Genomic DNA, 19,866 nt, shown 5'->3' with positions numbered 1-19,866 from the left:
TGCTTCGTTCATTATTGCAGTGCGAATAAATCACATTCGAACCTATGTTTATTGCACTAACAACTATCATTATTGTTACGATTTAAAAGCGTAAGATTTCATTTATTTCATTAACTGTTGTTCTGCTTTGCTTATATATCTTGTAACACAATAAGTTTCCGGGGCTTATCGTGGGGTGATATAAAACAATACCGTTAATAATCATATAATTTCACAGTACTTTTGTCAATGACAATTAGTGTTTTTCCAACGATTTTTTGTAGTGTATTTTTATATCTTTCCCATATTCTTGTATCAATTCTTCTGGGCTTAAATAAATCTTTTCTAAATATAATCCGTCAGGTGGAGCTGTAAGAGGCACATTATTTCTATTTCTGTCCTCTAAGAGCTTAGGGACGTCATTAGGTTCACGCTTTCCTTTTCCTACTTCAATTAAGAAAGCTACCAATACACGGACCATATTATAAAGAAATCCAGAACCTGTTACGACGTAATCAAATCCCTCTTTAGTAGCAACAATTTCACTCTGATAGAGTGTTCTTACTTTGCTTTCAACTTCTGTTTTCTGTGAACAAAAACCGGTAAAATCATGTGTACCTATAAATTCTTGAGCAGCTTTGTTCATTTTATCATAGTCTAATGTTTCATAAACAAATGTTTCAGTACCACTCTTAAAAGGATTTCGATGATTACCTTGATAAACTTTGTAACGATAGCGTTTGCCTACGCAGTCATAACGACAATGAAAATACTCGTCGACATTTCGTACATTTTTAACGTAAATATCATCTGGTAAAGCTCGATTCATCGCATATTGCCATTGTTTGTTATCAATATTCAATTCGGTATCAAAATGAAAGAATTGCTGATACGCATGCACACCCCTATCTGTTCGGCTTGAAGGATGAATTCGTACATGATGTTTATGCATTCGTTTAAGAATCTTTTCAAATTGTTGTTGAACAGTTCGTCCTTGTTGCTGAATTTGAAAACCTAAAAATTGGTTACCTTGATAAGCGATTTCAACTAATATACGCAATATTTACACTCCTGAAAATTTTAAAATAAATAATATAATAGCGATAGGTATTAAAAGTAAGACTGTTATTGTGTCTTTATATTGCCAATGCAATAACCTATAGCTTGTTCGTTTGATGTTAATATCATATCCTCTGACTTCCATTGCTATAGCTAGTTCTTCTGCTCTTTGAAAGGCAGAAATAAATAATGGAATCATGATAGGTATAAAAGCTCTAATTCGTGTTATTAAACCTCCTGAACTTATTTCTGATCCTCTAGATTTTTGAGCAAGTATAATTTTTTCTAATTCGTCCATTAACGTTGGTATAAACCTTAGAGCAATTGACATCATCATACTCAACTGATGTACTGGTACTTTAATCACTTTTAGAGGTGCAAATAATTTTTCAAAAGCATCTGTTAAATCAATCGGACTAGTCGAGAGTGTCATGATTGTTGCAATCATAACTATAAAAATTAATCTTAATGATATATAAATCCCTTCCATAACACCATTTGATTCAATAGTGATAAATTTCCATTGAAATAATATGATACCTCCATTAGTAAATAATACATGCATAGAAAAGGTGAAAATCAAGAAGAAAAAGATAGGTGTTAATCCTTTAATTAAAAACCAAAAAGGAATGCGTGCTAACTTGATAAATAGGATTAAAAAAAGAAACAACCATGCATATGTACCTAATGAATGACAAAAGAAAATTAAAATAATAAAAAAGAAGACAAATATTAACTTAACCCTTGGATCAAGCTGATGAACAATTGATTGTAGGGGAAGATATCGTCCAATGATTAATTTATTTTTCATGATGCCACTCCTTATACAACTTCACAAACTCTTCTTCATTCAAAGCAAGTTGTGGAAATAAGATATTATACTTTTTTTCGATATCTTTCTGTAATTTCACCACTTTAGGTAAATCAATATGCCATTTTAATAAACGTGACTTCTGATTAAATAAATTTCTAGGATTTGATTTTTCTACTATCGTCCCTTTATTCATTACTACAACTTCATCTGAATAACGTGCTACATCATCCATATCATGTGAGACAAGAATAATCGTTTTATTTTCTTCTATTTGTATTTTCTTTATTAAAGACATGACTTGGTGTTTACTATTCGGGTCTAACCCAGCAGTCGGTTCATCTAAAATAATTACTTGTGGATCCATAGCCAAAATGGAGACAATGGCTATTTTTCTCATTTGTCCTCCCGACATTTGAAATGGAGAGGATGACATCACATTTCTTGAAAAACCTAATTCAAGAAGAAGTTGAAAAGCTTTATCTTTAACATTTTTTAGGTTCATATTAAAATTTTTAGGTCCAAACTCAATCTCTTTTTCAACACTATCTTCAAATAATTGGGATTCTGGAAATTGAAATACTACACCTACATCTTTTCTTATGTGACGTAAGTGCTTGTCTTTAGTTTTACTTGTAACTTCTAAACCATTAATGTTGACTGAACCTGTAGTGGGCTTTAATAAAGCATTCAAATGTTGAATCAGGGTGGATTTCCCACTTCCAGTTTGACCAATAATTGCATAATACTTGCCCTGTTCAAGAGTTAGTGAAATGTCTTTAATAGCTTCAAATTCATAAGGTGTGCCTTGTTGATAAATATAACTCACTTGATTAAATTGTATACTCATAATTTTTTAATCAACCCTTCATAAGTTACATAAGTTGAATCAAAACCTAAAAGTCGATTCATTTTCAAAGGAAATGGTAAGTCCAATCCAACTGATATTAGTGCCTCTTCGCACTTAAAAATATCTTGAGGTGTTCCTTGTTTAAAAACAGTTCCTTTATTCAATACAATGATTTGATCAGCATGCATTGCTTCATCTAAATCATGAGTGATTGAAATAATTGTAACATTATTATTCACTTTAACTTCATTTACAAGGTTAAGTAAAGATGACTTTCCGTGAGGATCTAGCATCGTTGTCGCTTCATCTAAAATCAGCACATCAGGATTAAGTGCAAGTGCCCCAGCAATGGCAACACGTTGTTTCTGTCCTCCTGAAAGTGAATGGGGTTCATCGTCTGCTTTATTTATCATATCGACTTCGGTTAATACTTGATTAACTTTAGATACCATTACTTTATGAGGAACAAGTTGGTTTTCAAGACCAAAAGCAACATCAAATTTAACTATAGAACCTACAAATTGATTATCAGGATTTTGAAAAACAATTCCGATATGTTTCCTCACTTCTCGCTTATTCTGAGAGTCTACTGGTAGATTTTGGAATAGAATTTGTCCTTCACTTGGTTCTTCTATACCTACCATTAGTTTAGCAATAGTAGATTTTCCTGAGCCATTGTGACCTACAATTGAAGTCCATTGTCCAGCTTGTATTGAAAATGAAACGCGATTTAATGTGAAAGCAGCGTCACTTTGATATTGAAATGATACATCTTTAAATTCAATGATAGGATTTGACTCATTCACATCAATCACTCCTAATATTTTTATATCACTAAACATTCTACAATAATTCAAATTGACTGTATATCAGATATGTATAATTTAATCATTTGTAATATGAATTATAAAAAAAGCTATAGTGTTATTAACTATAGCTTAAATAAAAAAGCGCGCACCCCATCAAATGTTGAGTTCACGCTTAAATAATTATTTAGTTGGATGGGGTACTCTGAGCTAGACAATATTTGTATGTGGCAAACATTATCGTTGCACTCATTTGCTTTATATATAAGTAGTAAATGTGTATTTATTAAGGTTAGACAACTAAGTTATAACTTGTGTCTTAAAACTAGATTAAACTAATTCAATAATTACTGATTCAGCACCGTCACCACGACGAGGGCCTACTTTAAGAATACGAGTGTAACCACCTTGACGTTCACTATAACGTTCAGCGATTTCACCAAATAATTTTTGAAGAGCAGTTTGTGTAGAGTCATCTTCATTTAAAATTTCAACATTACGTAAAGTTTTAGCAGCATTACGACGAGATGCTAAATCACCTTTTTTACCAAGTGTGATCAATTTCTCTACTACACTACGAACTTCTTTAGCACGAGCTTCAGTTGTCTCGATGCGTTCACTAACGATTAATGAAGTTGCTAAGTCACGTAACATTGCTTTACGTTGATCAGAAGTACGACCTAATTTTCTGTAACCCATGAGTTAACCTCCTTTATCAATCTTCTTTTCTTAATCCTAATCCTAAATCTTCTAATTTATATTTTACTTCTTCTAGAGATTTACGACCTAAATTACGCACTTTCATCATGTCAGCTTCAGATTTATCAGCTAACTCTTGTACAGAATTGATTCCTGCGCGTTTTAAGCAGTTATAAGAACGTACGGATAAGTCTAATTCTTCAATAGACATTTCAAGTACTTTTTCTTTTTGATCTTCTTCTTTTTCAATCATGATTTCAGCGTTTTGAGCCTCATCAGTTAGACTTACAAAGATATTCAAGTGTTCAGTCATTATTTTAGCTGCTAATGATACTGACTCTTGTGGTGTGATTGAACCATTTGTCCAAACATCTAAAGTTAATTTATCAAAATCACTACTTTGACCTACACGTGTATTTTCAACTGTATAGTTTACACGTTCAACAGGTGAATATAGTGAATCAACAGGAATTACACCAATTGGTAAATCACTAGTATTATTTTGTTCAGCTAATGCGTAACCTCTACCCTTATTAGCAACAAGACGCACTTTAAGATGTCCACCTTTAGACACTGTTGCGATTTTAAGTTCTGGATTTAAAATCTCAACATCACTGTCGTGAGTAATGTCACTTGCAGTTACTTCGCCTTCATCTTTTACATCAATTTCTAAAGTTTTATCTTCTTCAGAGTAAATTTTTAATGCAAGTTTTTTAATGTTCATAATGATTGTTGAAACATCTTCTACTACATTATCTACTGCTGAAAATTCGTGTAAAACTCCTTCAATCTCGATGTACTTAACGGCTGCACCTGGTAATGAAGATAGTAGGATACGACGTAAGGAGTTTCCTAGTGTAGTACCATAGCCACGTTCAAGTGGTTCAACAACGAATTTACCGAATTTAGCATCTTCACTAACTTCAATTGTCTCAATTCTAGGTTTTTCAATTTCTATCATTTACAAATATCCTCCTTAAATACGTCGACTAGATTTAAACTGTTTGCTCAGTGACTTGTAACAATACATTTAAAAATTATACGCGACGACGTTTTGGTGGACGACAACCGTTGTGTGGTACTGGAGTAACGTCTCTGATTGCAGTTACTTCTAAACCTGCAGATTGTAGTGCACGGATAGCAGATTCACGGCCTGGACCAGGTCCTTTTACTGTTACTTCTACTGTTTTCAAGCCATGTTCCATAGCTGTTTTAGAAGCAGTTTCTGAAGCCATTTGAGCTGCAAATGGAGTTGATTTTTTTGATCCTTTGAATCCTAATGCACCAGCTGATGACCAAGATAATGCATTACCGAATTCATCAGTGATAGTTACGATAGTATTATTGAATGTTGAACGGATGTGAGCTACACCATTTTCAATATTCTTTTTCACTCTACGTTTACGAGATACTTGTTTACGTGCCATTAAATTTTGCCTCCTTTACCTATTATTTTTTCTTATTAGCTACTGTTTTAACTGGACCTTTACGTGTACGAGCATTGTTTTTAGTTTTTTGTCCACGAACTGGTAAGCCACGACGATGACGAATTCCACGGTATGATGAAATTTCCATTAAACGTTTAATGTTTAAGTTTTGTTCACGGCGTAAGTCACCTTCTACTTTGTAACCATCTACAACTTCACGGATACGACCTAATTCATCGTCAGTTAAATCTTTAACGCGAGTATCTGCTGATACGTTAGCTTCTTCTACAATTTTATTAGCAGTTGAAGTACCAATACCATATACGTATGTTAATGAGATAACAATGCGTTTTTCACGTGGAATATCCACTCCTGCAATACGTGCCATATTAATTTACACCTCTCTTTTATTAACCTTGTCTTTGTTTGTGTTTTGGATTATCACAAATTACCATTACTTTACCTTTACGTTTAATGACTTTGCATTTTTCGCATATTGGTTTTACTGATGGTCTTACTTTCATTTTTATACCTCCCTATATTATGGAGTGACGATTATTTATAACGATAAGTAATTCTACCGCGCGATAAATCATACGGAGACATCTCAACAGTTACTTTGTCGCCAGGTAGAATACGAATGTAATTCATTCTGATTTTACCACTTACGTGAGCTAAAATCTCATGACCATTTTCTAATTCTACTTTAAACATTGCGTTTGGTAAAGTATCTAGTACTGTACCTTCTAATTCAATTACATCTTGTTTAGCCATTGATTAACTTCCCCCTTTTTGCAATAGTAAGGTAATCGTCAATAGACAACTTAACGATACGAATCTATTCGTGATGGTTTAATATAAGTTCAACAAAAATACGGGAATTAAATATCGTTATTTGTCACTCATTCTATTAAATTTAACTCTAATACTCACTGAAACATAGATCGTATAGTGTTGATCTATTATAAATGATCTAAAATATCAATGACATCTTTGGTTACTTCGTCAATATCTTTTGAACCATCAATGTTTTTCAAGACACCTTTGTTGTTGTAATATTCTAAAATAGGCTTAGATTGTTTAACATTAACGCTCAAACGATTAGATACTGTTTCTGGGTTGTCATCTTCGCGTTGATATAACTTTCCACCATCGATATCACATATACCATCAACCTTTGGAGGATTAAATACAAGATGATATGTTGTACCACATTTCTCACAGATACGACGACCTGTAAGACGATTCATTAATTCTTCCTCAGGAACTTCGATATTAATGACAGCATCAATTTCTCTATCAAGCTCAGACATAATTTGACTTAATGACTCAGCTTGATCTATAGTTCTTGGGAATCCATCTAACAAGAATCCTTTTTTTGCATCGTCTTCAGAAATTCTTTCTTTAACGATACCTACAGTAACTTCATCAGGAACTAATTCTCCACGATCCATATATGATTTAGCTTCTTTTCCTAAATCTGTTTCATCTTTAATCGCTTTTCTGAACATGTCACCAGTAGAAATATGTGGTATTGGGAATTTCTTAACAATTTCACTCGCCTGAGTCCCTTTACCTGCACCAGGTAAGCCCATTAAAATGATATTCATAAATGCCCTCCTACAAATTATCTACCACCAAAGCCTTTATATTCTTTTTGAGTGACTTGTGCTTCTAAAGTTTTCATAGTTTCAATAGCTACACCAATTACGATCAAAAGACTCGTACCACCAATTTGAATTGATTGTGGTAAGCCCATAAATTTAGTCGCAATTATAGGTAAAATAGCTATAGCCGCTAAGAAAATTGAACCAACAAAAGTCAATCTATAAAGTACTCTAGTAATATATTTTTTTGTTTGTTCACCAGGTCTAATTCCTGGGACATAACTACCTTGTTTTTTAAGGTTATCTGCCATTTTCTCTGGATTAACTTGTACAAAAGCATAAAAATATGCAAATGCAATAATTAAAACCACATAAATAATCATTCCAATATTGCTTGACGGGTTGGCAGTATCAGCAATATTCTGTGCCCATTCTGCTTTCGGGAAGAATAAAGTCAATGTTCTTGGTAACAAGAAAAATGCCATCGCAAAGATTACTGGAATAACACCGGCAGAGTTAACTTTCAAAGGTAGATAAGTTGCTTGTGAACCTAATCGTTGAGCAGATTGTTTCTTTGCATATTGAATAGGTATTTTACGTTTAGCTTCAAGAACAAATATTGCGCCTACTGTTAGTAGAATCAACGCTACTATCAATCCTAGTATTTTCAGCCAAGCGAGTGAAGTATCGTCTTGCCCAACAAACACTGATTGTGCAAATTGTTCTAGACTTGAAGGTAAAGTTGATAATATACCTGCAAAGATGATAAGAGAAATACCGTTACCAACACCAAACTGTGTGATTTGGTCACCAAGCCAAATTAAGAAAGCTGTTCCCGCTGTTAATACAACTGCAATTAATAAATAACTCATAACGGACTGTTCTATAATAAGTTGTCCTTTAAGATAGTTATTAAATTGGAAAGCCATACCTATAGATTGGATAAAAGCTAAAATTATAGCAAAATAACGAGTTACGTTATTAATTTTTCTTCTACCCATTTCACCTTGTTTTGCCCACTCTGTAAATTTAGGAACAATATCCATTTGCAGTAATTGCATGACGATGGACGCAGTGATATAAGGCATGATTCCCATCGCAAATATTGAGAAACGTTTCAAGGCACCGCCACCAAAAGTATTTAATAACTCAGTGGCACCTTGAGATCCCTGTGGATGATTAAAGGCTTCAGGATTAACTCCTGGAGCAGGAATATACGTTCCTATTTTAAAAATAACTAACATTGCTAGAGTGAAGAAAATCTTGTTTCGTACTTCTTTAGTTGTAAAGAAACGTACAAACGTTTGAAACATTAGATCACCTCGTGTGCTCCACCTTTTGCATCAATAGCTTCTGCTGCTGAAGCTGAGAATTTATGAGCTTTCACTGTTAATTTCTTGTCTAGTGAACCGTTACCTAGTACTTTGATACCAGATTTTTCATTCTTAACAACACCAGATTCTACTAATAAAGCTGGAGTAACTTCAGTACCATCTTCAAATTTATTGAGTTGGTCTAAGTTAACAATAGCATATTCTTTACGGTTAATGTTAGTGAAACCACGTTTAGGTAAACGACGGAATAAAGGTAATTGTCCACCTTCAAATCCTGGTCTTACTTTACCACCTGAACGTGCTTTTTGACCTTTTTGACCACGGCCACTTGTTTTACCGTTACCAGTTGCAGCACCACGACCTACACGGTTACGTACACGACGTGATCCTTCAGCTGCTTTTAACTCATGTAATTTCATTTCGGCACCTCCTTAATTATTTTTCTTCAATTGTTAATAAATGCTTAACTTTGTTGATTTGCCCACGAATTGCAGGGTTATCTTCAACAACTACTGAACTATTAGTCTTTTTAAGACCTAAAGCTTCAACAGTTTTACGTTGTGTTTCAGGACGACCAATAACACTACGAGTGAGGGTAATTTGTAATTTAGCCATAACTTATTTTCCCTCCTTAATTGTATAATTCTTCTACAGATTTGCCACGTAATTTAGCAACATCTTCTGCATTTTTTAAGTTTTGTAAACCGTTGATAGTCGCACGAACCATATTAATAGGAGTATTTGATCCTAAAGATTTACTTAAGATATCAGTAATTCCTGCTAACTCTAATACAGCACGAACTGGTCCACCAGCTATAACTCCTGTACCAGGTGCTGCTGGTTTCATAAATACGCTACCTGAGCCATATTGACCAGTGATAGTATGAGGAGTCGTACCTTCTACACGTGGAACAACTACTAAATCTTTTTTAGCTGCTTCAACAGCTTTTTTGATAGCTTCTGGTACCTCTTGCGCTTTACCAGTACCGAAACCTACACGACCATTTTTATCTCCAACAACCACTAATGCAGTGAAACGGAAACGACGACCACCTTTTACAACTTTAGCAACACGGTTAATCGTAACAACGCGTTCTTCAAATTCTTTAGTTTCTTCTTCTCTACGAGCCATGAATGTGTCCCTCCTTTAAATTAAAATTCTAATCCATTTTCTCTTGCAGCATCAGCTAAAGCTTTAACACGTCCGTGGTATAAATATCCTCCGCGATCGAACACGATTTCTTTAATACCTTTATCGTTAGCTTTTTTAGCAATTTGTTGACCTACAGTAGTTGCTAAGTCAACTTTTGAAGCTGATGTATTTGCAATATCTTTATCTTGTGATGATGCTTGAGCAAGTGTTACGCCTTTAACGTCATCAATAATTTGTGCATAGATGTGTTTGTTTGAACGATACACATTTAAACGTGGCTTTTCAGCTGTACCTGATAATTTAGTACGAACACGAGCATGTCTTTTCAAACGTACTTTGTTTTTATCAATTTTACTGATCATTTCAATACTCCTTTCTTTAGAGTGTTATCTATTATTTACCAGTTTTACCTTCTTTACGGCGAACATATTCACCTTGGTAGCGAATACCTTTACCTTTATAAGGTTCTGGAGGTCTTACAGAACGAATGTTAGAAGCAATCGCACCAACTTGTTCTTTAGAAACACCAGATACTTTAACAGTTGTATTTTTCTCAACAGCGAAAGTAATGCCTTCTTCTGCTTTAATTTCAACTGGGTGAGAGTATCCAACATTAAGTACTAAATCTTTACCTTGCATTTGTGCACGGTAACCTACACCAACAAGCTCAAGTGTTTTTTCGTAACCTTGAGAAACACCTAGTACCATATTATTTAATAAAGCACGAGTTGTACCATGATCTGTTCTATCTTCTTTAGAATCAGATGGTCTTACAACTTCAACAGTGTTTTCTTCTTGTTTAAATGTCATTCTTTCATTTAAAGTTCTTTCTAATTCACCTTTTGGACCTTTTACAGTCACATGACTTCCGTCAAAAGTTACTGTTACGTCACTAGGAATGTCAATAATTTTCTTACCAACACGACTCATGTTATGGCACCTCCTTATTATTTATTACCAAACGTATGCGATAATTTCTCCACCAACATTACGTTTTCTTGCTTCTTTATCAGTGATTACACCTTCAGAAGTTGAAACTAATGCAATACCTAAGCCATTTAATACTTTTGGCACTTCATTTGCTTTAGCGTAAACACGTAAACCTGGTTTAGAAATACGTTTTAAACCTGTGATAACACGTTCATTGTTTTGACCATATTTCAAGAACAAACGAATAACACCTTGTTTATCGTCTTCTACATATTCAACATTTTTAATGAAACCTTCACTCTTTAAGATTTCAGCAATTTCTTTTTTAATATTAGACGCAGGTAATTCTAATTTCTCGTGGCGAACCATATTAGCGTTTCTTACACGAGTAAGCATATCTGCGATTGGATCTGTCATTGTCATTGATTGTTGCCTCCTTTCAGACTCTTATTATTACCAGCTAGCTTTACGTACGCCAGGAATCTGACCTTTGTAAGCTAATTCACGGAAACAAATACGGCATAGTTTAAATTTACGATACACAGAATGTGGACGACCACAGCGTTCACAACGAGTATATTCACGTACAGCGAATTTTTGTTTTTTTTGTTGCTTAGCAACCATTGAAGTTTTAGCCACTTTATTAGCCTCCTTTTAGAGATTATTTACGAAATGGCATACCGAAGTTTGTTAACAATTCACGAGCTTCCTCGTCAGTGTTAGCAGTTGTTACGATAACAATATCCATTCCTCTAACTTTTGTTACTTTATCGTAGTCAATTTCTGGGAAAATTAATTGTTCTTTAACACCAAGTGTGTAATTTCCACGACCATCAAAAGCTGTTTTAGAAACACCTTGGAAGTCACGTACACGTGGTAATGAAACTGCAATGAGTTTGTCTAAGAATTCATACATTCTTTCTCCGCGAAGAGTGACTTTCGCACCGATTGGCATACCTTCACGTAAACGGAATGTTGCAACTGATTTTTTAGCTTTTGTTACTAATGGTTTTTGACCAGTGATCAATTCTAACTCTTCAACAGCATTGTCTAATACTTTAGAATTTTGAACTGCGTCACCTACACCCATATTTACAACTATTTTTTCAATTTTTGGTACTTCCATTACTGAACTATAATTGAATTTTTTCACTAAGTTTTCAGTAACTTCTGTATTAAATTTTTCTTTTAAACGGTTCAAAGTGGATCCTCCTTTCAACTAGTTATTAATTATTAGCTTTAATTTCTTCGCCTGATTTTTTAGCGATACGAACTTTTTTACCATCAACTGTTTTATATCCTACACGTGTAGGTTCATTTGTTTTAGGATCTAATAATTGTACGTTAGAAACATGGATTGCTGCCTCTGTTTCTAGAATTCCACCTTCAGGGTTTAATTGAGTTGGTTTTTGGTGTTTTTTTATAACGTTAACACCTTCCACAACGACACGGTCTTTTTTAGGTTCAGTAGCTACTACTTTACCTTCTTTACCTTTGTCTTTACCTGCGATAACTTTTACGTTGTCACCTTTTTTGATATGCATGTAGGCACCTCCTTAAATTATGTTAATTTATTTGATTGGTATTATAGTACTTCTGGAGCTAGTGATACAATTTTCATGAAGTTTCCTTCACGTAATTCACGAGCAACAGGACCAAAGATACGAGTACCACGTGGGCCTTTGTCATCACGGATGATAACACATGCATTTTCGTCAAATTTAATATATGAACCGTCTTCACGACGAACACCTGATTTTGTACGAACTACAACAGCTTTTACAACGTCACCTTTTTTGACAACGCCACCTGGTGTTGCATTTTTAACAGTACATACAATGATATCACCAATGTTCGCTGTTTTGCGACCAGATCCACCTAATACTTTAATTGTAAGAACTTCACGAGCACCAGAGTTGTCTGCTACTTTTAAACGTGTTTCTTGTTGGATCATTCGTTAAACCTCCCTTATCTCTAATCTTGATTAAATAATTACTGACTCTTCAACAATTTCTACTAAACGAAAACGTTTTGTTGCTGATAAAGGACGAGTTTCTTGAATTTTAACAATGTCTCCTAATTTAGCTGAATTGTTTTCATCATGAGTTTTATATTTTTTAGAGTATTTTACTCGTTTGCCGTATAATTTGTGTGTTTTGTAAGTTTCCACTAAAACAGTGATTGTTTTGTCCATTTTATCTGAAACAACTCTACCTACATAAACTTTACGATCGTTTCTTTCGCTCACTTTTGTAACCTCCTCTTTCAATTATTATTGATTAGCCTTGCTTTGTTCAATTTCTCTTTCACGAGCAACAGTTTTTAGACGTGCAATCGTTTTTCTTACTGTGCGAATACGTGCCGTTTCCTCTAATTGACCTGTAGCTAACTGAAAGCGTAGGTTAAAAAGCTCTTCTTTTGAAGATTTGATTTGTTCTTCGATTTCTGAAGTGGTTAAGTCTCTAATTTCCTTAGCTTTCATTTGTTTCACCACCCAATTCTTCACGTTTTACAAACTTAGATTTTACTGGAAGTTTGTGACTTGCTAAACGTAATGCTTCACGAGCAACTTCTTCAGGTACACCAGCTACTTCGAATAAAATTCTACCAGGTTTAACAACTGCTATCCAGCCTTCAACCGCACCTTTACCAGCACCCATACGTACTTCTAAAGGTTTTTTAGTATATGGTGTATGAGGGAAGATTTTAATCCAAACTTTCCCGCCACGTTTCATGTAACGTGTCATTGCAATACGAGCTGATTCGATTTGACGAGATGTGATCCAAGACGTAGTTGTAGCTTGTAATCCATACTCACCAAATGTTACGTAGTTACCGCCTTTAGAACGACCAGTTGTTTTTGGACGATGCTGACGACGATATTTTACACGTTTTGGTAGTAACATTATTATTTTCCTCCTTCACTAGTGTTCTTAGTAGGAAGAACTTCTCCACGGTATATCCATACTTTAACGCCTAATTTACCATATGTTGTATCGGCTTCAGCGTGTGCATAATCAATGTCAGCACGTAATGTATGAAGTGGAACAGTTCCTTCTGAGTATTGTTCAGCACGAGCGATGTCAGCTCCGCCTAAACGACCTGATACTTGAGTTTTGATACCTTTGGCACCATTTTTCATAGCTCTTGTAATAGCTTGCTTTTGTACACGACGGAATGAAGCACGATTTTCTAATTGACGTGCAATATTTTCTGCAACTAAACGTGCATCAATATCAATTTTCTTAATTTCAATTACGTTAATGTGTACTTTTTTATCAGTTAAGGTATTTAATTTGTTACGAAGTTTTTCAATTTCTGAACCGCCTTTACCAATAACCATTCCTGGCTTACCAGTATGGATTGCAATATTGATGCGATTTGCTGCACGTTCAATATCTACGTGAGAAACTGACGCTTCTTTTAATTCATTATCAATAAATTTACGGATTTTTAAGTCTTCATGTAAAAGTGAAGCAAAGTCTTTTTCAGCATACCATTTTGCTTCCCAATCACGGATAACACCGACACGAAGTCCGATTGGATTAATTTTTTGACCCACAGTATTCCCTCCTTAGAAAGTTATTAAGCTTCTTTAGCTTCTTCTTTACCGTCACTTACGACGATTGTAATGTGGCTTGTACGTTTATTAATTGCACTTGCACGTCCTTGTGCACGTGGGCGGAAACGTTTTAAAGTTGGTCCTTCATTAGCATATGCTTCTTTTACAACTAATTCATCTGTATTCATATCATAGTTGTGCTCAGCATTTGCTAAAGCGGACATTAATACTTTTTCAATTACTGGTGATGAAGCTTTATTAGTTAATTTTAAAATAGCAATAGCTTCTCCAGCATTTTTACCTCTGATTAAATCAAGAACAAGTCTTACTTTACGAGGTGCGATTCTTATTGTTCTAGCAACCGCTTTTGCTTCCATCAGGATTTCCTCCTCTACTTATTAAAATTATCTTCTTGTTTTCTTGTCGTCTGCTGCATGTCCTTTAAAAGTACGTGTAGGAGCAAATTCACCTAATTTGTGACCTACCATATCTTCAGTGACATATACAGGTACATGTTTACGTCCATCGTATACTGCAAAAGTATGACCAATGAAATTTGGGAAAATTGTAGAACGACGAGACCATGTTTTAATCACTTGTTTCTTTTCACTTCCGTCTTGAGCTTCTACTTTTTTCATTAAGTGATCATCGACGAAAGGTCCTTTTTTAATACTACGAGCCATTTGGGCGCCTCCCTTCTTATTGTGTGCGTGCAGCTTTACGCCGCACACCCAAATAAGTTTTTAATATTATTTTTTCTTACGTCCACGAACGATAAGTTTGTCAGAAGATTTTTTACCACGACGAGTTTTCTTACCAAGCGTAGGTTTACCCCATGGTGACATTGGAGATGGTCTACCGATTGGAGCACGACCTTCACCACCACCGTGTGGGTGATCATTAGGGTTCATTACAGAACCACGTACAGTTGGGCGAACGCCTTTCCATCTAGAACGTCCTGCTTTACCAACATTTACTAATTCATGTTGTAAATTACCCACTTGACCAATTGTTGCACGACATGTAGATAAAATCATACGTACTTCACCAGATCTTAATCTGATTAATACATATTTACCTTCTTTACCTAATACTTGAGAGCTAGCACCAGCAGAACGAGCAAGTTGTCCACCTTTACCAGGTTTTAGCTCGATGTTATGAATTACTGTCCCAACTGGAATATTTTGTAATGGTAAGGCATTACCAACTTTGATATCTGCCTCAGCACCACTTTCGACAGTTTGACCTACTTGTAATCCTTTCGGTGCGATGATATATCGTTTTTCACCATCAGCATAAACTAATAATGCAATGTTTGCTGAACGGTTTGGATCATATTGAATTGAATCAACTTTAGCAGTGATTCCATCTTTGTTACGTTTAAAATCGATAACACGGTATTGACGTTTGTGCCCACCACCATGATGGCGAACAGTCAATTTACCTTGGTTATTGCGTCCCGCTCTTTTCGGTAGCGGTTGTAATAATGACTTTTCAGGTGTTGTTTTTGTGATTTCAGCGAAATCTAAAGTAGTCATATTACGACGACCATTCGTAATTGGCTTATATTTTTTAAGAGCCATTGTCGCTTACCTCCTTATTGGTAATTTTTTAGTTAAATAAATCGATTGAACCCTCTTTTAGTTTAACAATCGCTTTTCTTCTTTTGTTTGTATAGCCTTGGTAACGGCCCATACGTTTTTTCTTAGGTTTATAGTTGATAATATTTACACTGTCAACTTTAACGTCGAAGATTTCTTCAACAGCAATTTTAACTTGTGTTTTATTTGCACGAATATCAACATCGAAAGTGTATTTATCTTCTGCCATAGCTTCAGAAGATTTTTCAGTGATTACGGGGCGCTTAAGAACATCTCTTGCTTCCATTATGCGAGCACCTCCTCAACTTTTTTCGCAGCTGCTTCTGTAATGATTACACTGTCAGCGCTTGTTAGATCAAGTACATTTAATCCTTGAGCAGTTGTAACTTGAACACCAGGGATGTTACGTGCTGATAATTCAACATTTACATCTTCGTTTTCTGTTACAACTAATACTTTCTTAGGTTGTTCAAGTGTAGTTAATACATTTTTGAATTCTTTTGTTTTTGGTGCTTCAAAACCAAAAGTATCTACAATTGTAAAGCTGTTTTCTTGAACTTTAAAAGATAATGCAGAACGTAATGCTAAACGACGCATTTTCTTTGGCATTTTATATGCATAGCTTCTTGGTGTTGGTCCGAATACTACACCACCACCACGCCATTGTGGCGCACGGATTGTACCTTGACGTGCACGACCTGTACCTTTTTGTCTCCATGGTTTACGTCCACCACCACGTACTGCTGAACGATTCTTAACAGCGTGAGTACCTTGGCGTAATGACGCACGTTGTAAGTTGATAGCTTCAAATAGAACGCTATTATTAGGTTCGATAGCAAATACTGCATCGTTTAATTCAACTGAACCTGATTTTGATCCGTCTACTTTTAAAACATCATAATTAGCCATTATGCAATTTCCTCCTTTCGCTTCTTAATTATTTATTACCTTTTTTAATTGAAGTTGTGATCTCTACTAAACCTTTTTTAGGTCCAGGTACATTACCTTTTACTAAAATCACACTATTTTCAGTGTCAATTTGAACGACTTCTAAGTTTTGAACAGTAACAGTGTTTCCACCCATGCGTCCTGGCATTTTTTGTCCTTTAAACACTTTTGAAGCGTCTGACGCCATACCTACTGAACCTGGTGCTCTATGGAAATGAGAACCGTGAGCCATTGGTCCACGACCTTGTCCATGACGTTTAATAGCACCTTGGAAACCTTTACCTTTTGAAACGCCTGTAACATCAATGATGTCACCAGTTTCGAATGTATCAACTGAGACTTCTTGACCTACTTCGTATTCGTCAACGTTAACGTTACGGAATTCACGAATGAAGCGCTTAGGTGCTGTGTCAGCTTTTTTAGCATGACCTTCAGCTGGTTTATTAGCATATTTATTAGATTTAGAACCTTTCTTATATGCTTGTTTATCTTCAAAACCTACTTGGATAGCATTATAACCATCAACTTCTTCAGTTTTCTTTTGTAATACAACGTTTTGACTAGCTTCTACAACTGTTACAGGGATTAATTCACCATTTTCACCGAAAACTTGTGTCATCCCAATTTTTCTTCCTAAGATTCCTTTGGTCATCGAAAGTCCACCTCCTATATTGTTCTATTATAATTTAATTTCGATGTCTACACCTGATGGTAAGTTTAAGCCCATTAGAGCATCTACCGTTTTAGGTGTTGGGTTAACAATGTCGATTAAACGTTTATGAGTACGTTGTTCGAATTGTTCACGAGAATCTTTGTACTTATGCACAGCACGAATAATTGTATAAACTGATTTTTCTGTTGGTAACGGAATCGGTCCAGAAACATCTGCACCAGAACGTTTTGCAGTTTCAACAATTTTTTCTGCTGATTGATCAATCACACGATGATCATAAGCTTTTAATCTGATTCTGATTTTTTGTTTTGCCATAATTTTCCCTCCTTATTCGTCTACATTTAAGTGATAGACTTCTCCACGAAAACTATCTCACACAACGCCATGGCAAAGCGGCCGGGTGTGTCAGTAACCTTTCGCTTCATCGCTTTTCATAAAGTCCAACATTAGATATAATACATGAAAAACATTGATAATTCAAGGTTTTTCAGTAATCTTATATATAACTGTCTAACACATACTTGATAATTGTACTTTAAATGATGATGTTGTTCAACCATTTTAGAGAATTTTTTTTACTTTTTATTTTCTTTCACTAATCATTCTAAATCAAATCAATATTATTATTCTCAATTATTATATATAATAGTAGTTGAATGGGAGTGATAATATGAAAAATGGAGTGAAAATGTCTTTGGCAATCATAGGAGTCTTTCTTATTGTTTGTGAATTTTTCTATGGTATTCCATTTCTAGGAGGCAGTGTAATTCTAAGTTTTGGATGGCAACCATTGTTGTTTAACGCTCTTCTATATCTTGTACTCATCATTATTTTACTAGTGGATTCACAGAACTCAATTAAACCTATGTTTGTCATTCCATTCTTAGGCTTAATAGGGTCTTTCATAGCGTTCTTACCAGTGATAGGTATGGTAATTCATTGGATTTTATTCTTCTTAATGATTTTCTTTGTATTTATTGTCTTGGTTGCACCCACTTATATCCCTAATAAAAATGCGAGGGTCGTTTATACTCAATATAAAGAACGGATTAAAGAAGATAATGATTAAAATTCATACTAATATACAAAAAGGGAGTGGGACAGAAATAATATTTTCTCAAAATTTATTTCGTTGTATTACCCCGGCAAGGATGACTAGGTTTGAAAAAAGCTTGATTCAAGCGCATTTTCAAATCAGTCAGCTTCTGACAAAATGATAAAATAGGCTGAGACATTTTATTTTGTCCCAGCCTATTTCCTATATGACCAGGTAATAATATTGCTTTATAATTATGAAGCAAAAATGGTAAAATAATAACGTTAGATTAGTCTACATTGTTTGTACAGTGAGATTAAGATATAAAAAACGATGATTAAGGAGTTATTTCGAATGATTAATCTTGAAAATAAAACCTTCGTAATTATGGGTATTGCTAATAAACGTAGTATCGGATTTGGCGTTGCAAAGGTATTAGATCAATTAGGGGCTAAACTTGTTTTCACTTATCGTAAAGACCGTAGCCGCAAAGAATTAGAAAAATTATTAGAACAATTAAACCAAGAAGAGCCAAAATTATATCAAATCGATGTTCAAAAAGATGAAGATGTAGTAAATGGTTTTGCTAAAATTGGCGAAGAAGTAGGCAATATTGATGGCGTATATCACTCTATCGCATTTGCAAATATTGAAGACTTACGTGGACGTTTCTCTGAAACATCACGTGAAGGTTTCTTACTTGCGCAAGATATCAGTTCATATTCATTAACAATTGTTGCGCACGAAGCGAAGAAAATAATGCCAAACGGTGGTAGTATTGTTGCAACAACATACCTTGGTGGTGAATTTGCCGTTCAAAACTATAATGTGATGGGTGTAGCTAAAGCAAGTTTAGAAGCTAATGTTAAATATTTAGCTTATGATTTAGGCCCGGACAACATTCGAGTAAATGCTATTTCTGCTGGTCCAAATCGTACGTTAAGTGCTAAAGGTGTTGGTGGTTTCAACACAATCCTTAAAGAAATTGAAGAACGTGCACCATTAAGACGAAATGTGGATCAAGAAGAAGTAGGTAAAACAGCTGCTTACTTATTGAGTGATTTCTCAAGTGGCGTAACTGGTGAGAATATCCATGTAGATAGTGGTTTCCACGCAATAAAATAATAAATTAAATCAATTGAGTCTGGGACATAAACCCTAGAGAAATAGCCAGTAAATGAGTTTTAACAAATTCATTTACTGGCTTCTTTATTTACAATACTCCGTATTGTTGGCTCGCTTTCTTAGGGGACAGCTTCAGCCTGTAGTCTTCAGCTTGTCCTGTTCCCTCAAGAGTCTCGCCAAAATACTTTGTATTTATATGTAATTTTACATTGTAATACTTTAAAAAAATAAAGCACTTTCGTATAATTTAATAAACATCACTAAAC

General features: G+C 34.8%; 35 protein-coding genes. 2 read left to right on the top strand and 33 right to left on the bottom strand.

From position 1 onward, the window contains the following. Nucleotides 1-235 precede the first annotated feature (235 nt). The 33 genes from truA to rpsJ form a co-directional block, all read right to left on the bottom strand. Nucleotides 236-1,039: a tRNA pseudouridine(38-40) synthase TruA gene (gene truA / locus HMPREF2897_RS04030; protein WP_002457939.1), complete on the bottom strand. Its 804-nt coding sequence runs from the start codon at nt 1,037-1,039 to the stop codon at nt 236-238. 3 nt (nt 1,040-1,042) lie between these two features. Beyond that, nucleotides 1,043-1,849, bottom strand: coding sequence for an energy-coupling factor transporter transmembrane component T family protein (locus HMPREF2897_RS04025; RefSeq protein WP_032604481.1), 807 nt, complete (start codon nt 1,847-1,849; stop codon nt 1,043-1,045). Further along, nucleotides 1,839-2,699 carry an energy-coupling factor transporter ATPase gene (locus tag HMPREF2897_RS04020; RefSeq protein ID WP_002457940.1) on the bottom strand — a complete coding sequence of 287 codons (861 nt, stop codon included), beginning with the start codon at nt 2,697-2,699 and terminating at the stop codon, nt 1,839-1,841. Before HMPREF2897_RS04020 ends, HMPREF2897_RS04025 begins: the two co-directional genes overlap by 11 nt. Further along, entirely contained in the window at nt 2,696-3,505 is an 810-nt protein-coding gene (locus tag HMPREF2897_RS04015; RefSeq protein WP_002457941.1) for an energy-coupling factor transporter ATPase, read from the bottom strand. Before HMPREF2897_RS04015 ends, HMPREF2897_RS04020 begins: the two co-directional genes overlap by 4 nt. Before the next feature lie 330 nt (nt 3,506-3,835). After that, nucleotides 3,836-4,204, bottom strand: a complete 369-nt coding sequence (gene rplQ, locus HMPREF2897_RS04010) for a 50S ribosomal protein L17 (protein ID WP_001829718.1) — start codon at nt 4,202-4,204, stop codon at nt 3,836-3,838. A 16-nt stretch (nt 4,205-4,220) separates the two neighbouring features. After that, complete coding sequence (locus HMPREF2897_RS04005; RefSeq protein ID WP_001829787.1) at nt 4,221-5,165, bottom strand: DNA-directed RNA polymerase subunit alpha; 945 nt, start codon at nt 5,163-5,165, stop codon at nt 4,221-4,223. A gap of 76 nt (nt 5,166-5,241) precedes the next feature. Next, nucleotides 5,242-5,631 carry a 30S ribosomal protein S11 gene (rpsK, locus tag HMPREF2897_RS04000; protein WP_001829725.1) on the bottom strand — a complete coding sequence of 130 codons (390 nt, stop codon included), beginning with the start codon at nt 5,629-5,631 and terminating at the stop codon, nt 5,242-5,244. Nucleotides 5,632-5,653: 22 nt separating this feature from the next. Next, complete coding sequence (gene rpsM, locus HMPREF2897_RS03995) at nt 5,654-6,019, bottom strand: 30S ribosomal protein S13 (RefSeq protein WP_001829703.1); 366 nt, start codon at nt 6,017-6,019, stop codon at nt 5,654-5,656. A gap of 22 nt (nt 6,020-6,041) precedes the next feature. Further along, nucleotides 6,042-6,155 (bottom strand): 50S ribosomal protein L36, encoded by a 114-nt coding sequence (gene rpmJ, locus HMPREF2897_RS03990; protein ID WP_001829709.1) that lies wholly within the window; start codon nt 6,153-6,155, stop codon nt 6,042-6,044. 31 nt (nt 6,156-6,186) lie between these two features. After that, the gene (gene infA / locus HMPREF2897_RS03985; protein ID WP_001829792.1) at nt 6,187-6,405 is read right to left on the bottom strand and encodes a translation initiation factor IF-1; all 219 of its coding nucleotides are present in this window, start codon (nt 6,403-6,405) and stop codon (nt 6,187-6,189) included. A 188-nt stretch (nt 6,406-6,593) separates the two neighbouring features. Next, nucleotides 6,594-7,241, bottom strand: a complete 648-nt coding sequence (locus HMPREF2897_RS03980; RefSeq protein WP_002447334.1) for an adenylate kinase — start codon at nt 7,239-7,241, stop codon at nt 6,594-6,596. A gap of 17 nt (nt 7,242-7,258) precedes the next feature. Continuing rightward, nucleotides 7,259-8,551: a preprotein translocase subunit SecY gene (gene secY / locus HMPREF2897_RS03975; protein WP_002447333.1), complete on the bottom strand. Its 1,293-nt coding sequence runs from the start codon at nt 8,549-8,551 to the stop codon at nt 7,259-7,261. Next, nucleotides 8,551-8,991, bottom strand: a complete 441-nt coding sequence (gene rplO, locus HMPREF2897_RS03970) for a 50S ribosomal protein L15 (protein WP_001829796.1) — start codon at nt 8,989-8,991, stop codon at nt 8,551-8,553. The genes secY and rplO overlap by 1 nt, the downstream gene beginning before the upstream one ends. A 16-nt stretch (nt 8,992-9,007) precedes the next feature. Beyond that, nucleotides 9,008-9,187: a 50S ribosomal protein L30 gene (rpmD, locus tag HMPREF2897_RS03965; RefSeq protein WP_002432330.1), complete on the bottom strand. Its 180-nt coding sequence runs from the start codon at nt 9,185-9,187 to the stop codon at nt 9,008-9,010. A gap of 16 nt (nt 9,188-9,203) precedes the next feature. Next, nucleotides 9,204-9,704: a 30S ribosomal protein S5 gene (rpsE, locus tag HMPREF2897_RS03960; protein WP_001829701.1), complete on the bottom strand. Its 501-nt coding sequence runs from the start codon at nt 9,702-9,704 to the stop codon at nt 9,204-9,206. A gap of 20 nt (nt 9,705-9,724) precedes the next feature. Beyond that, nucleotides 9,725-10,087 carry a 50S ribosomal protein L18 gene (gene rplR / locus HMPREF2897_RS03955; protein ID WP_002457942.1) on the bottom strand — a complete coding sequence of 121 codons (363 nt, stop codon included), beginning with the start codon at nt 10,085-10,087 and terminating at the stop codon, nt 9,725-9,727. Nucleotides 10,088-10,118: 31 nt separating this feature from the next. Next, complete coding sequence (gene rplF, locus HMPREF2897_RS03950) at nt 10,119-10,655, bottom strand: 50S ribosomal protein L6 (protein ID WP_001829740.1); 537 nt, start codon at nt 10,653-10,655, stop codon at nt 10,119-10,121. Nucleotides 10,656-10,679: 24 nt separating this feature from the next. Next, nucleotides 10,680-11,078: a 30S ribosomal protein S8 gene (rpsH, locus tag HMPREF2897_RS03945; RefSeq protein WP_001829768.1), complete on the bottom strand. Its 399-nt coding sequence runs from the start codon at nt 11,076-11,078 to the stop codon at nt 10,680-10,682. Between the two features lie 30 nt (nt 11,079-11,108). Further along, nucleotides 11,109-11,294 (bottom strand): type Z 30S ribosomal protein S14, encoded by a 186-nt coding sequence (locus HMPREF2897_RS03940; RefSeq protein WP_001829713.1) that lies wholly within the window; start codon nt 11,292-11,294, stop codon nt 11,109-11,111. 22 nt (nt 11,295-11,316) lie between these two features. After that, nucleotides 11,317-11,856, bottom strand: coding sequence for a 50S ribosomal protein L5 (rplE, locus tag HMPREF2897_RS03935; protein WP_001829778.1), 540 nt, complete (start codon nt 11,854-11,856; stop codon nt 11,317-11,319). A gap of 25 nt (nt 11,857-11,881) precedes the next feature. Then, entirely contained in the window at nt 11,882-12,199 is a 318-nt protein-coding gene (gene rplX, locus HMPREF2897_RS03930) for a 50S ribosomal protein L24 (protein ID WP_002447331.1), read from the bottom strand. Nucleotides 12,200-12,240: 41 nt separating this feature from the next. Continuing rightward, nucleotides 12,241-12,609: a 50S ribosomal protein L14 gene (rplN, locus tag HMPREF2897_RS03925; protein ID WP_001829742.1), complete on the bottom strand. Its 369-nt coding sequence runs from the start codon at nt 12,607-12,609 to the stop codon at nt 12,241-12,243. A 30-nt stretch (nt 12,610-12,639) separates the two neighbouring features. After that, on the bottom strand, nt 12,640-12,903 hold the full coding sequence (rpsQ, locus tag HMPREF2897_RS03920; protein ID WP_002432741.1) for a 30S ribosomal protein S17: 264 nt from the start codon (nt 12,901-12,903) through the stop codon (nt 12,640-12,642). A gap of 24 nt (nt 12,904-12,927) precedes the next feature. Next, complete coding sequence (gene rpmC, locus HMPREF2897_RS03915) at nt 12,928-13,137, bottom strand: 50S ribosomal protein L29 (protein WP_000644737.1); 210 nt, start codon at nt 13,135-13,137, stop codon at nt 12,928-12,930. Next, nucleotides 13,127-13,561, bottom strand: coding sequence for a 50S ribosomal protein L16 (gene rplP, locus HMPREF2897_RS03910; protein ID WP_001829782.1), 435 nt, complete (start codon nt 13,559-13,561; stop codon nt 13,127-13,129). Before rplP ends, rpmC begins: the two co-directional genes overlap by 11 nt. A gap of 2 nt (nt 13,562-13,563) precedes the next feature. Next, complete coding sequence (rpsC, locus tag HMPREF2897_RS03905; RefSeq protein ID WP_001829791.1) at nt 13,564-14,217, bottom strand: 30S ribosomal protein S3; 654 nt, start codon at nt 14,215-14,217, stop codon at nt 13,564-13,566. 23 nt (nt 14,218-14,240) lie between these two features. Next, nucleotides 14,241-14,594 (bottom strand): 50S ribosomal protein L22, encoded by a 354-nt coding sequence (gene rplV, locus HMPREF2897_RS03900; RefSeq protein ID WP_001829734.1) that lies wholly within the window; start codon nt 14,592-14,594, stop codon nt 14,241-14,243. A 27-nt stretch (nt 14,595-14,621) separates the two neighbouring features. Beyond that, on the bottom strand, nt 14,622-14,900 hold the full coding sequence (gene rpsS, locus HMPREF2897_RS03895) for a 30S ribosomal protein S19 (protein WP_001829710.1): 279 nt from the start codon (nt 14,898-14,900) through the stop codon (nt 14,622-14,624). Nucleotides 14,901-14,966: 66 nt separating this feature from the next. Further along, nucleotides 14,967-15,800 (bottom strand): 50S ribosomal protein L2, encoded by an 834-nt coding sequence (rplB, locus tag HMPREF2897_RS03890; RefSeq protein ID WP_002447329.1) that lies wholly within the window; start codon nt 15,798-15,800, stop codon nt 14,967-14,969. A gap of 28 nt (nt 15,801-15,828) precedes the next feature. Next, nucleotides 15,829-16,104, bottom strand: coding sequence for a 50S ribosomal protein L23 (gene rplW / locus HMPREF2897_RS03885; protein WP_032604482.1), 276 nt, complete (start codon nt 16,102-16,104; stop codon nt 15,829-15,831). Then, nucleotides 16,104-16,727, bottom strand: coding sequence for a 50S ribosomal protein L4 (gene rplD, locus HMPREF2897_RS03880; protein WP_001829775.1), 624 nt, complete (start codon nt 16,725-16,727; stop codon nt 16,104-16,106). Before rplD ends, rplW begins: the two co-directional genes overlap by 1 nt. 28 nt (nt 16,728-16,755) lie before the next feature. After that, nucleotides 16,756-17,418, bottom strand: a complete 663-nt coding sequence (gene rplC, locus HMPREF2897_RS03875) for a 50S ribosomal protein L3 (protein ID WP_002447328.1) — start codon at nt 17,416-17,418, stop codon at nt 16,756-16,758. A gap of 27 nt (nt 17,419-17,445) precedes the next feature. Beyond that, nucleotides 17,446-17,754 (bottom strand): 30S ribosomal protein S10, encoded by a 309-nt coding sequence (gene rpsJ / locus HMPREF2897_RS03870; protein ID WP_001118667.1) that lies wholly within the window; start codon nt 17,752-17,754, stop codon nt 17,446-17,448. Between the two features lie 355 nt (nt 17,755-18,109). Between rpsJ and HMPREF2897_RS03865 the strand changes: the two genes are divergently transcribed. After that, nucleotides 18,110-18,508 carry a hypothetical protein gene (locus HMPREF2897_RS03865; protein WP_002447327.1) on the top strand — a complete coding sequence of 133 codons (399 nt, stop codon included), beginning with the start codon at nt 18,110-18,112 and terminating at the stop codon, nt 18,506-18,508. A gap of 321 nt (nt 18,509-18,829) precedes the next feature. Further along, nucleotides 18,830-19,600 carry an enoyl-ACP reductase FabI gene (gene fabI, locus HMPREF2897_RS03860; RefSeq protein WP_024051256.1) on the top strand — a complete coding sequence of 257 codons (771 nt, stop codon included), beginning with the start codon at nt 18,830-18,832 and terminating at the stop codon, nt 19,598-19,600. Nucleotides 19,601-19,866: the final 266 nt, after the last annotated feature.

Source organism: Staphylococcus sp. HMSC065D05 (assembly GCF_001813195.1).
Classification (GTDB): Bacteria; Bacillota; Bacilli; order Staphylococcales; family Staphylococcaceae; genus Staphylococcus; species Staphylococcus epidermidis.
The sequence above is the reverse complement of the archived record's forward strand: the minus strand, read 5'-3'. Positions and strand labels throughout refer to the sequence as shown.

Excerpts from the sequence above, each read along its gene's own strand:
- rpsE (WP_001829701.1), bottom strand. The coding sequence starts at position 9,704 with ATGGCTCGTAGAGAAGAAGAAACTAAAGAATTTGAAGAACGCGTTGTT.
- rplR (WP_002457942.1), bottom strand. The coding sequence starts at position 10,087 with ATGATCAGTAAAATTGATAAAAACAAAGTACGTTTGAAAAGACATGCT.
- HMPREF2897_RS03865 (WP_002447327.1), top strand. The coding sequence starts at position 18,110 with ATGAAAAATGGAGTGAAAATGTCTTTGGCAATCATAGGAGTCTTTCTT.
- HMPREF2897_RS03980 (WP_002447334.1), bottom strand. The coding sequence starts at position 7,241 with ATGAATATCATTTTAATGGGCTTACCTGGTGCAGGTAAAGGGACTCAG.
- rpmJ (WP_001829709.1), bottom strand. The coding sequence starts at position 6,155 with ATGAAAGTAAGACCATCAGTAAAACCAATATGCGAAAAATGCAAAGTC.
- HMPREF2897_RS04025 (WP_032604481.1), bottom strand. The coding sequence starts at position 1,849 with ATGAAAAATAAATTAATCATTGGACGATATCTTCCCCTACAATCAATT.
- HMPREF2897_RS04020 (WP_002457940.1), bottom strand. The coding sequence starts at position 2,699 with ATGAGTATACAATTTAATCAAGTGAGTTATATTTATCAACAAGGCACA.
- rplD (WP_001829775.1), bottom strand. The coding sequence starts at position 16,727 with ATGGCTAATTATGATGTTTTAAAAGTAGACGGATCAAAATCAGGTTCA.
- rplB (WP_002447329.1), bottom strand. The coding sequence starts at position 15,800 with ATGGCTCTTAAAAAATATAAGCCAATTACGAATGGTCGTCGTAATATG.
- fabI (WP_024051256.1), top strand. The coding sequence starts at position 18,830 with ATGATTAATCTTGAAAATAAAACCTTCGTAATTATGGGTATTGCTAAT.
- rpsJ (WP_001118667.1), bottom strand. The coding sequence starts at position 17,754 with ATGGCAAAACAAAAAATCAGAATCAGATTAAAAGCTTATGATCATCGT.
- HMPREF2897_RS04005 (WP_001829787.1), bottom strand. The coding sequence starts at position 5,165 with ATGATAGAAATTGAAAAACCTAGAATTGAGACAATTGAAGTTAGTGAA.
- rpmD (WP_002432330.1), bottom strand. The coding sequence starts at position 9,187 with ATGGCTAAATTACAAATTACCCTCACTCGTAGTGTTATTGGTCGTCCT.
- rplO (WP_001829796.1), bottom strand. The coding sequence starts at position 8,991 with ATGAAATTACATGAGTTAAAAGCAGCTGAAGGATCACGTCGTGTACGT.
- secY (WP_002447333.1), bottom strand. The coding sequence starts at position 8,551 with ATGTTTCAAACGTTTGTACGTTTCTTTACAACTAAAGAAGTACGAAAC.
- rplV (WP_001829734.1), bottom strand. The coding sequence starts at position 14,594 with ATGGAAGCAAAAGCGGTTGCTAGAACAATAAGAATCGCACCTCGTAAA.
- rpsH (WP_001829768.1), bottom strand. The coding sequence starts at position 11,078 with ATGACAATGACAGATCCAATCGCAGATATGCTTACTCGTGTAAGAAAC.
- rplF (WP_001829740.1), bottom strand. The coding sequence starts at position 10,655 with ATGAGTCGTGTTGGTAAGAAAATTATTGACATTCCTAGTGACGTAACA.
- infA (WP_001829792.1), bottom strand. The coding sequence starts at position 6,405 with ATGGCTAAACAAGATGTAATTGAATTAGAAGGTACAGTACTAGATACT.
- rpsK (WP_001829725.1), bottom strand. The coding sequence starts at position 5,631 with ATGGCACGTAAACAAGTATCTCGTAAACGTAGAGTGAAAAAGAATATT.
- rplW (WP_032604482.1), bottom strand. The coding sequence starts at position 16,104 with ATGGAAGCAAGAGATGTTCTTAAGCGCCCCGTAATCACTGAAAAATCT.
- rpsS (WP_001829710.1), bottom strand. The coding sequence starts at position 14,900 with ATGGCTCGTAGTATTAAAAAAGGACCTTTCGTCGATGATCACTTAATG.
- rplQ (WP_001829718.1), bottom strand. The coding sequence starts at position 4,204 with ATGGGTTACAGAAAATTAGGTCGTACTTCTGATCAACGTAAAGCAATG.
- rpmC (WP_000644737.1), bottom strand. The coding sequence starts at position 13,137 with ATGAAAGCTAAGGAAATTAGAGACTTAACCACTTCAGAAATCGAAGAA.
- rpsM (WP_001829703.1), bottom strand. The coding sequence starts at position 6,019 with ATGGCACGTATTGCAGGAGTGGATATTCCACGTGAAAAACGCATTGTT.
- rplP (WP_001829782.1), bottom strand. The coding sequence starts at position 13,561 with ATGTTACTACCAAAACGTGTAAAATATCGTCGTCAGCATCGTCCAAAA.
- rplN (WP_001829742.1), bottom strand. The coding sequence starts at position 12,609 with ATGATCCAACAAGAAACACGTTTAAAAGTAGCAGACAACTCTGGTGCT.
- rplC (WP_002447328.1), bottom strand. The coding sequence starts at position 17,418 with ATGACCAAAGGAATCTTAGGAAGAAAAATTGGGATGACACAAGTTTTC.
- rplX (WP_002447331.1), bottom strand. The coding sequence starts at position 12,199 with ATGCATATCAAAAAAGGTGACAACGTAAAAGTTATCGCAGGTAAAGAC.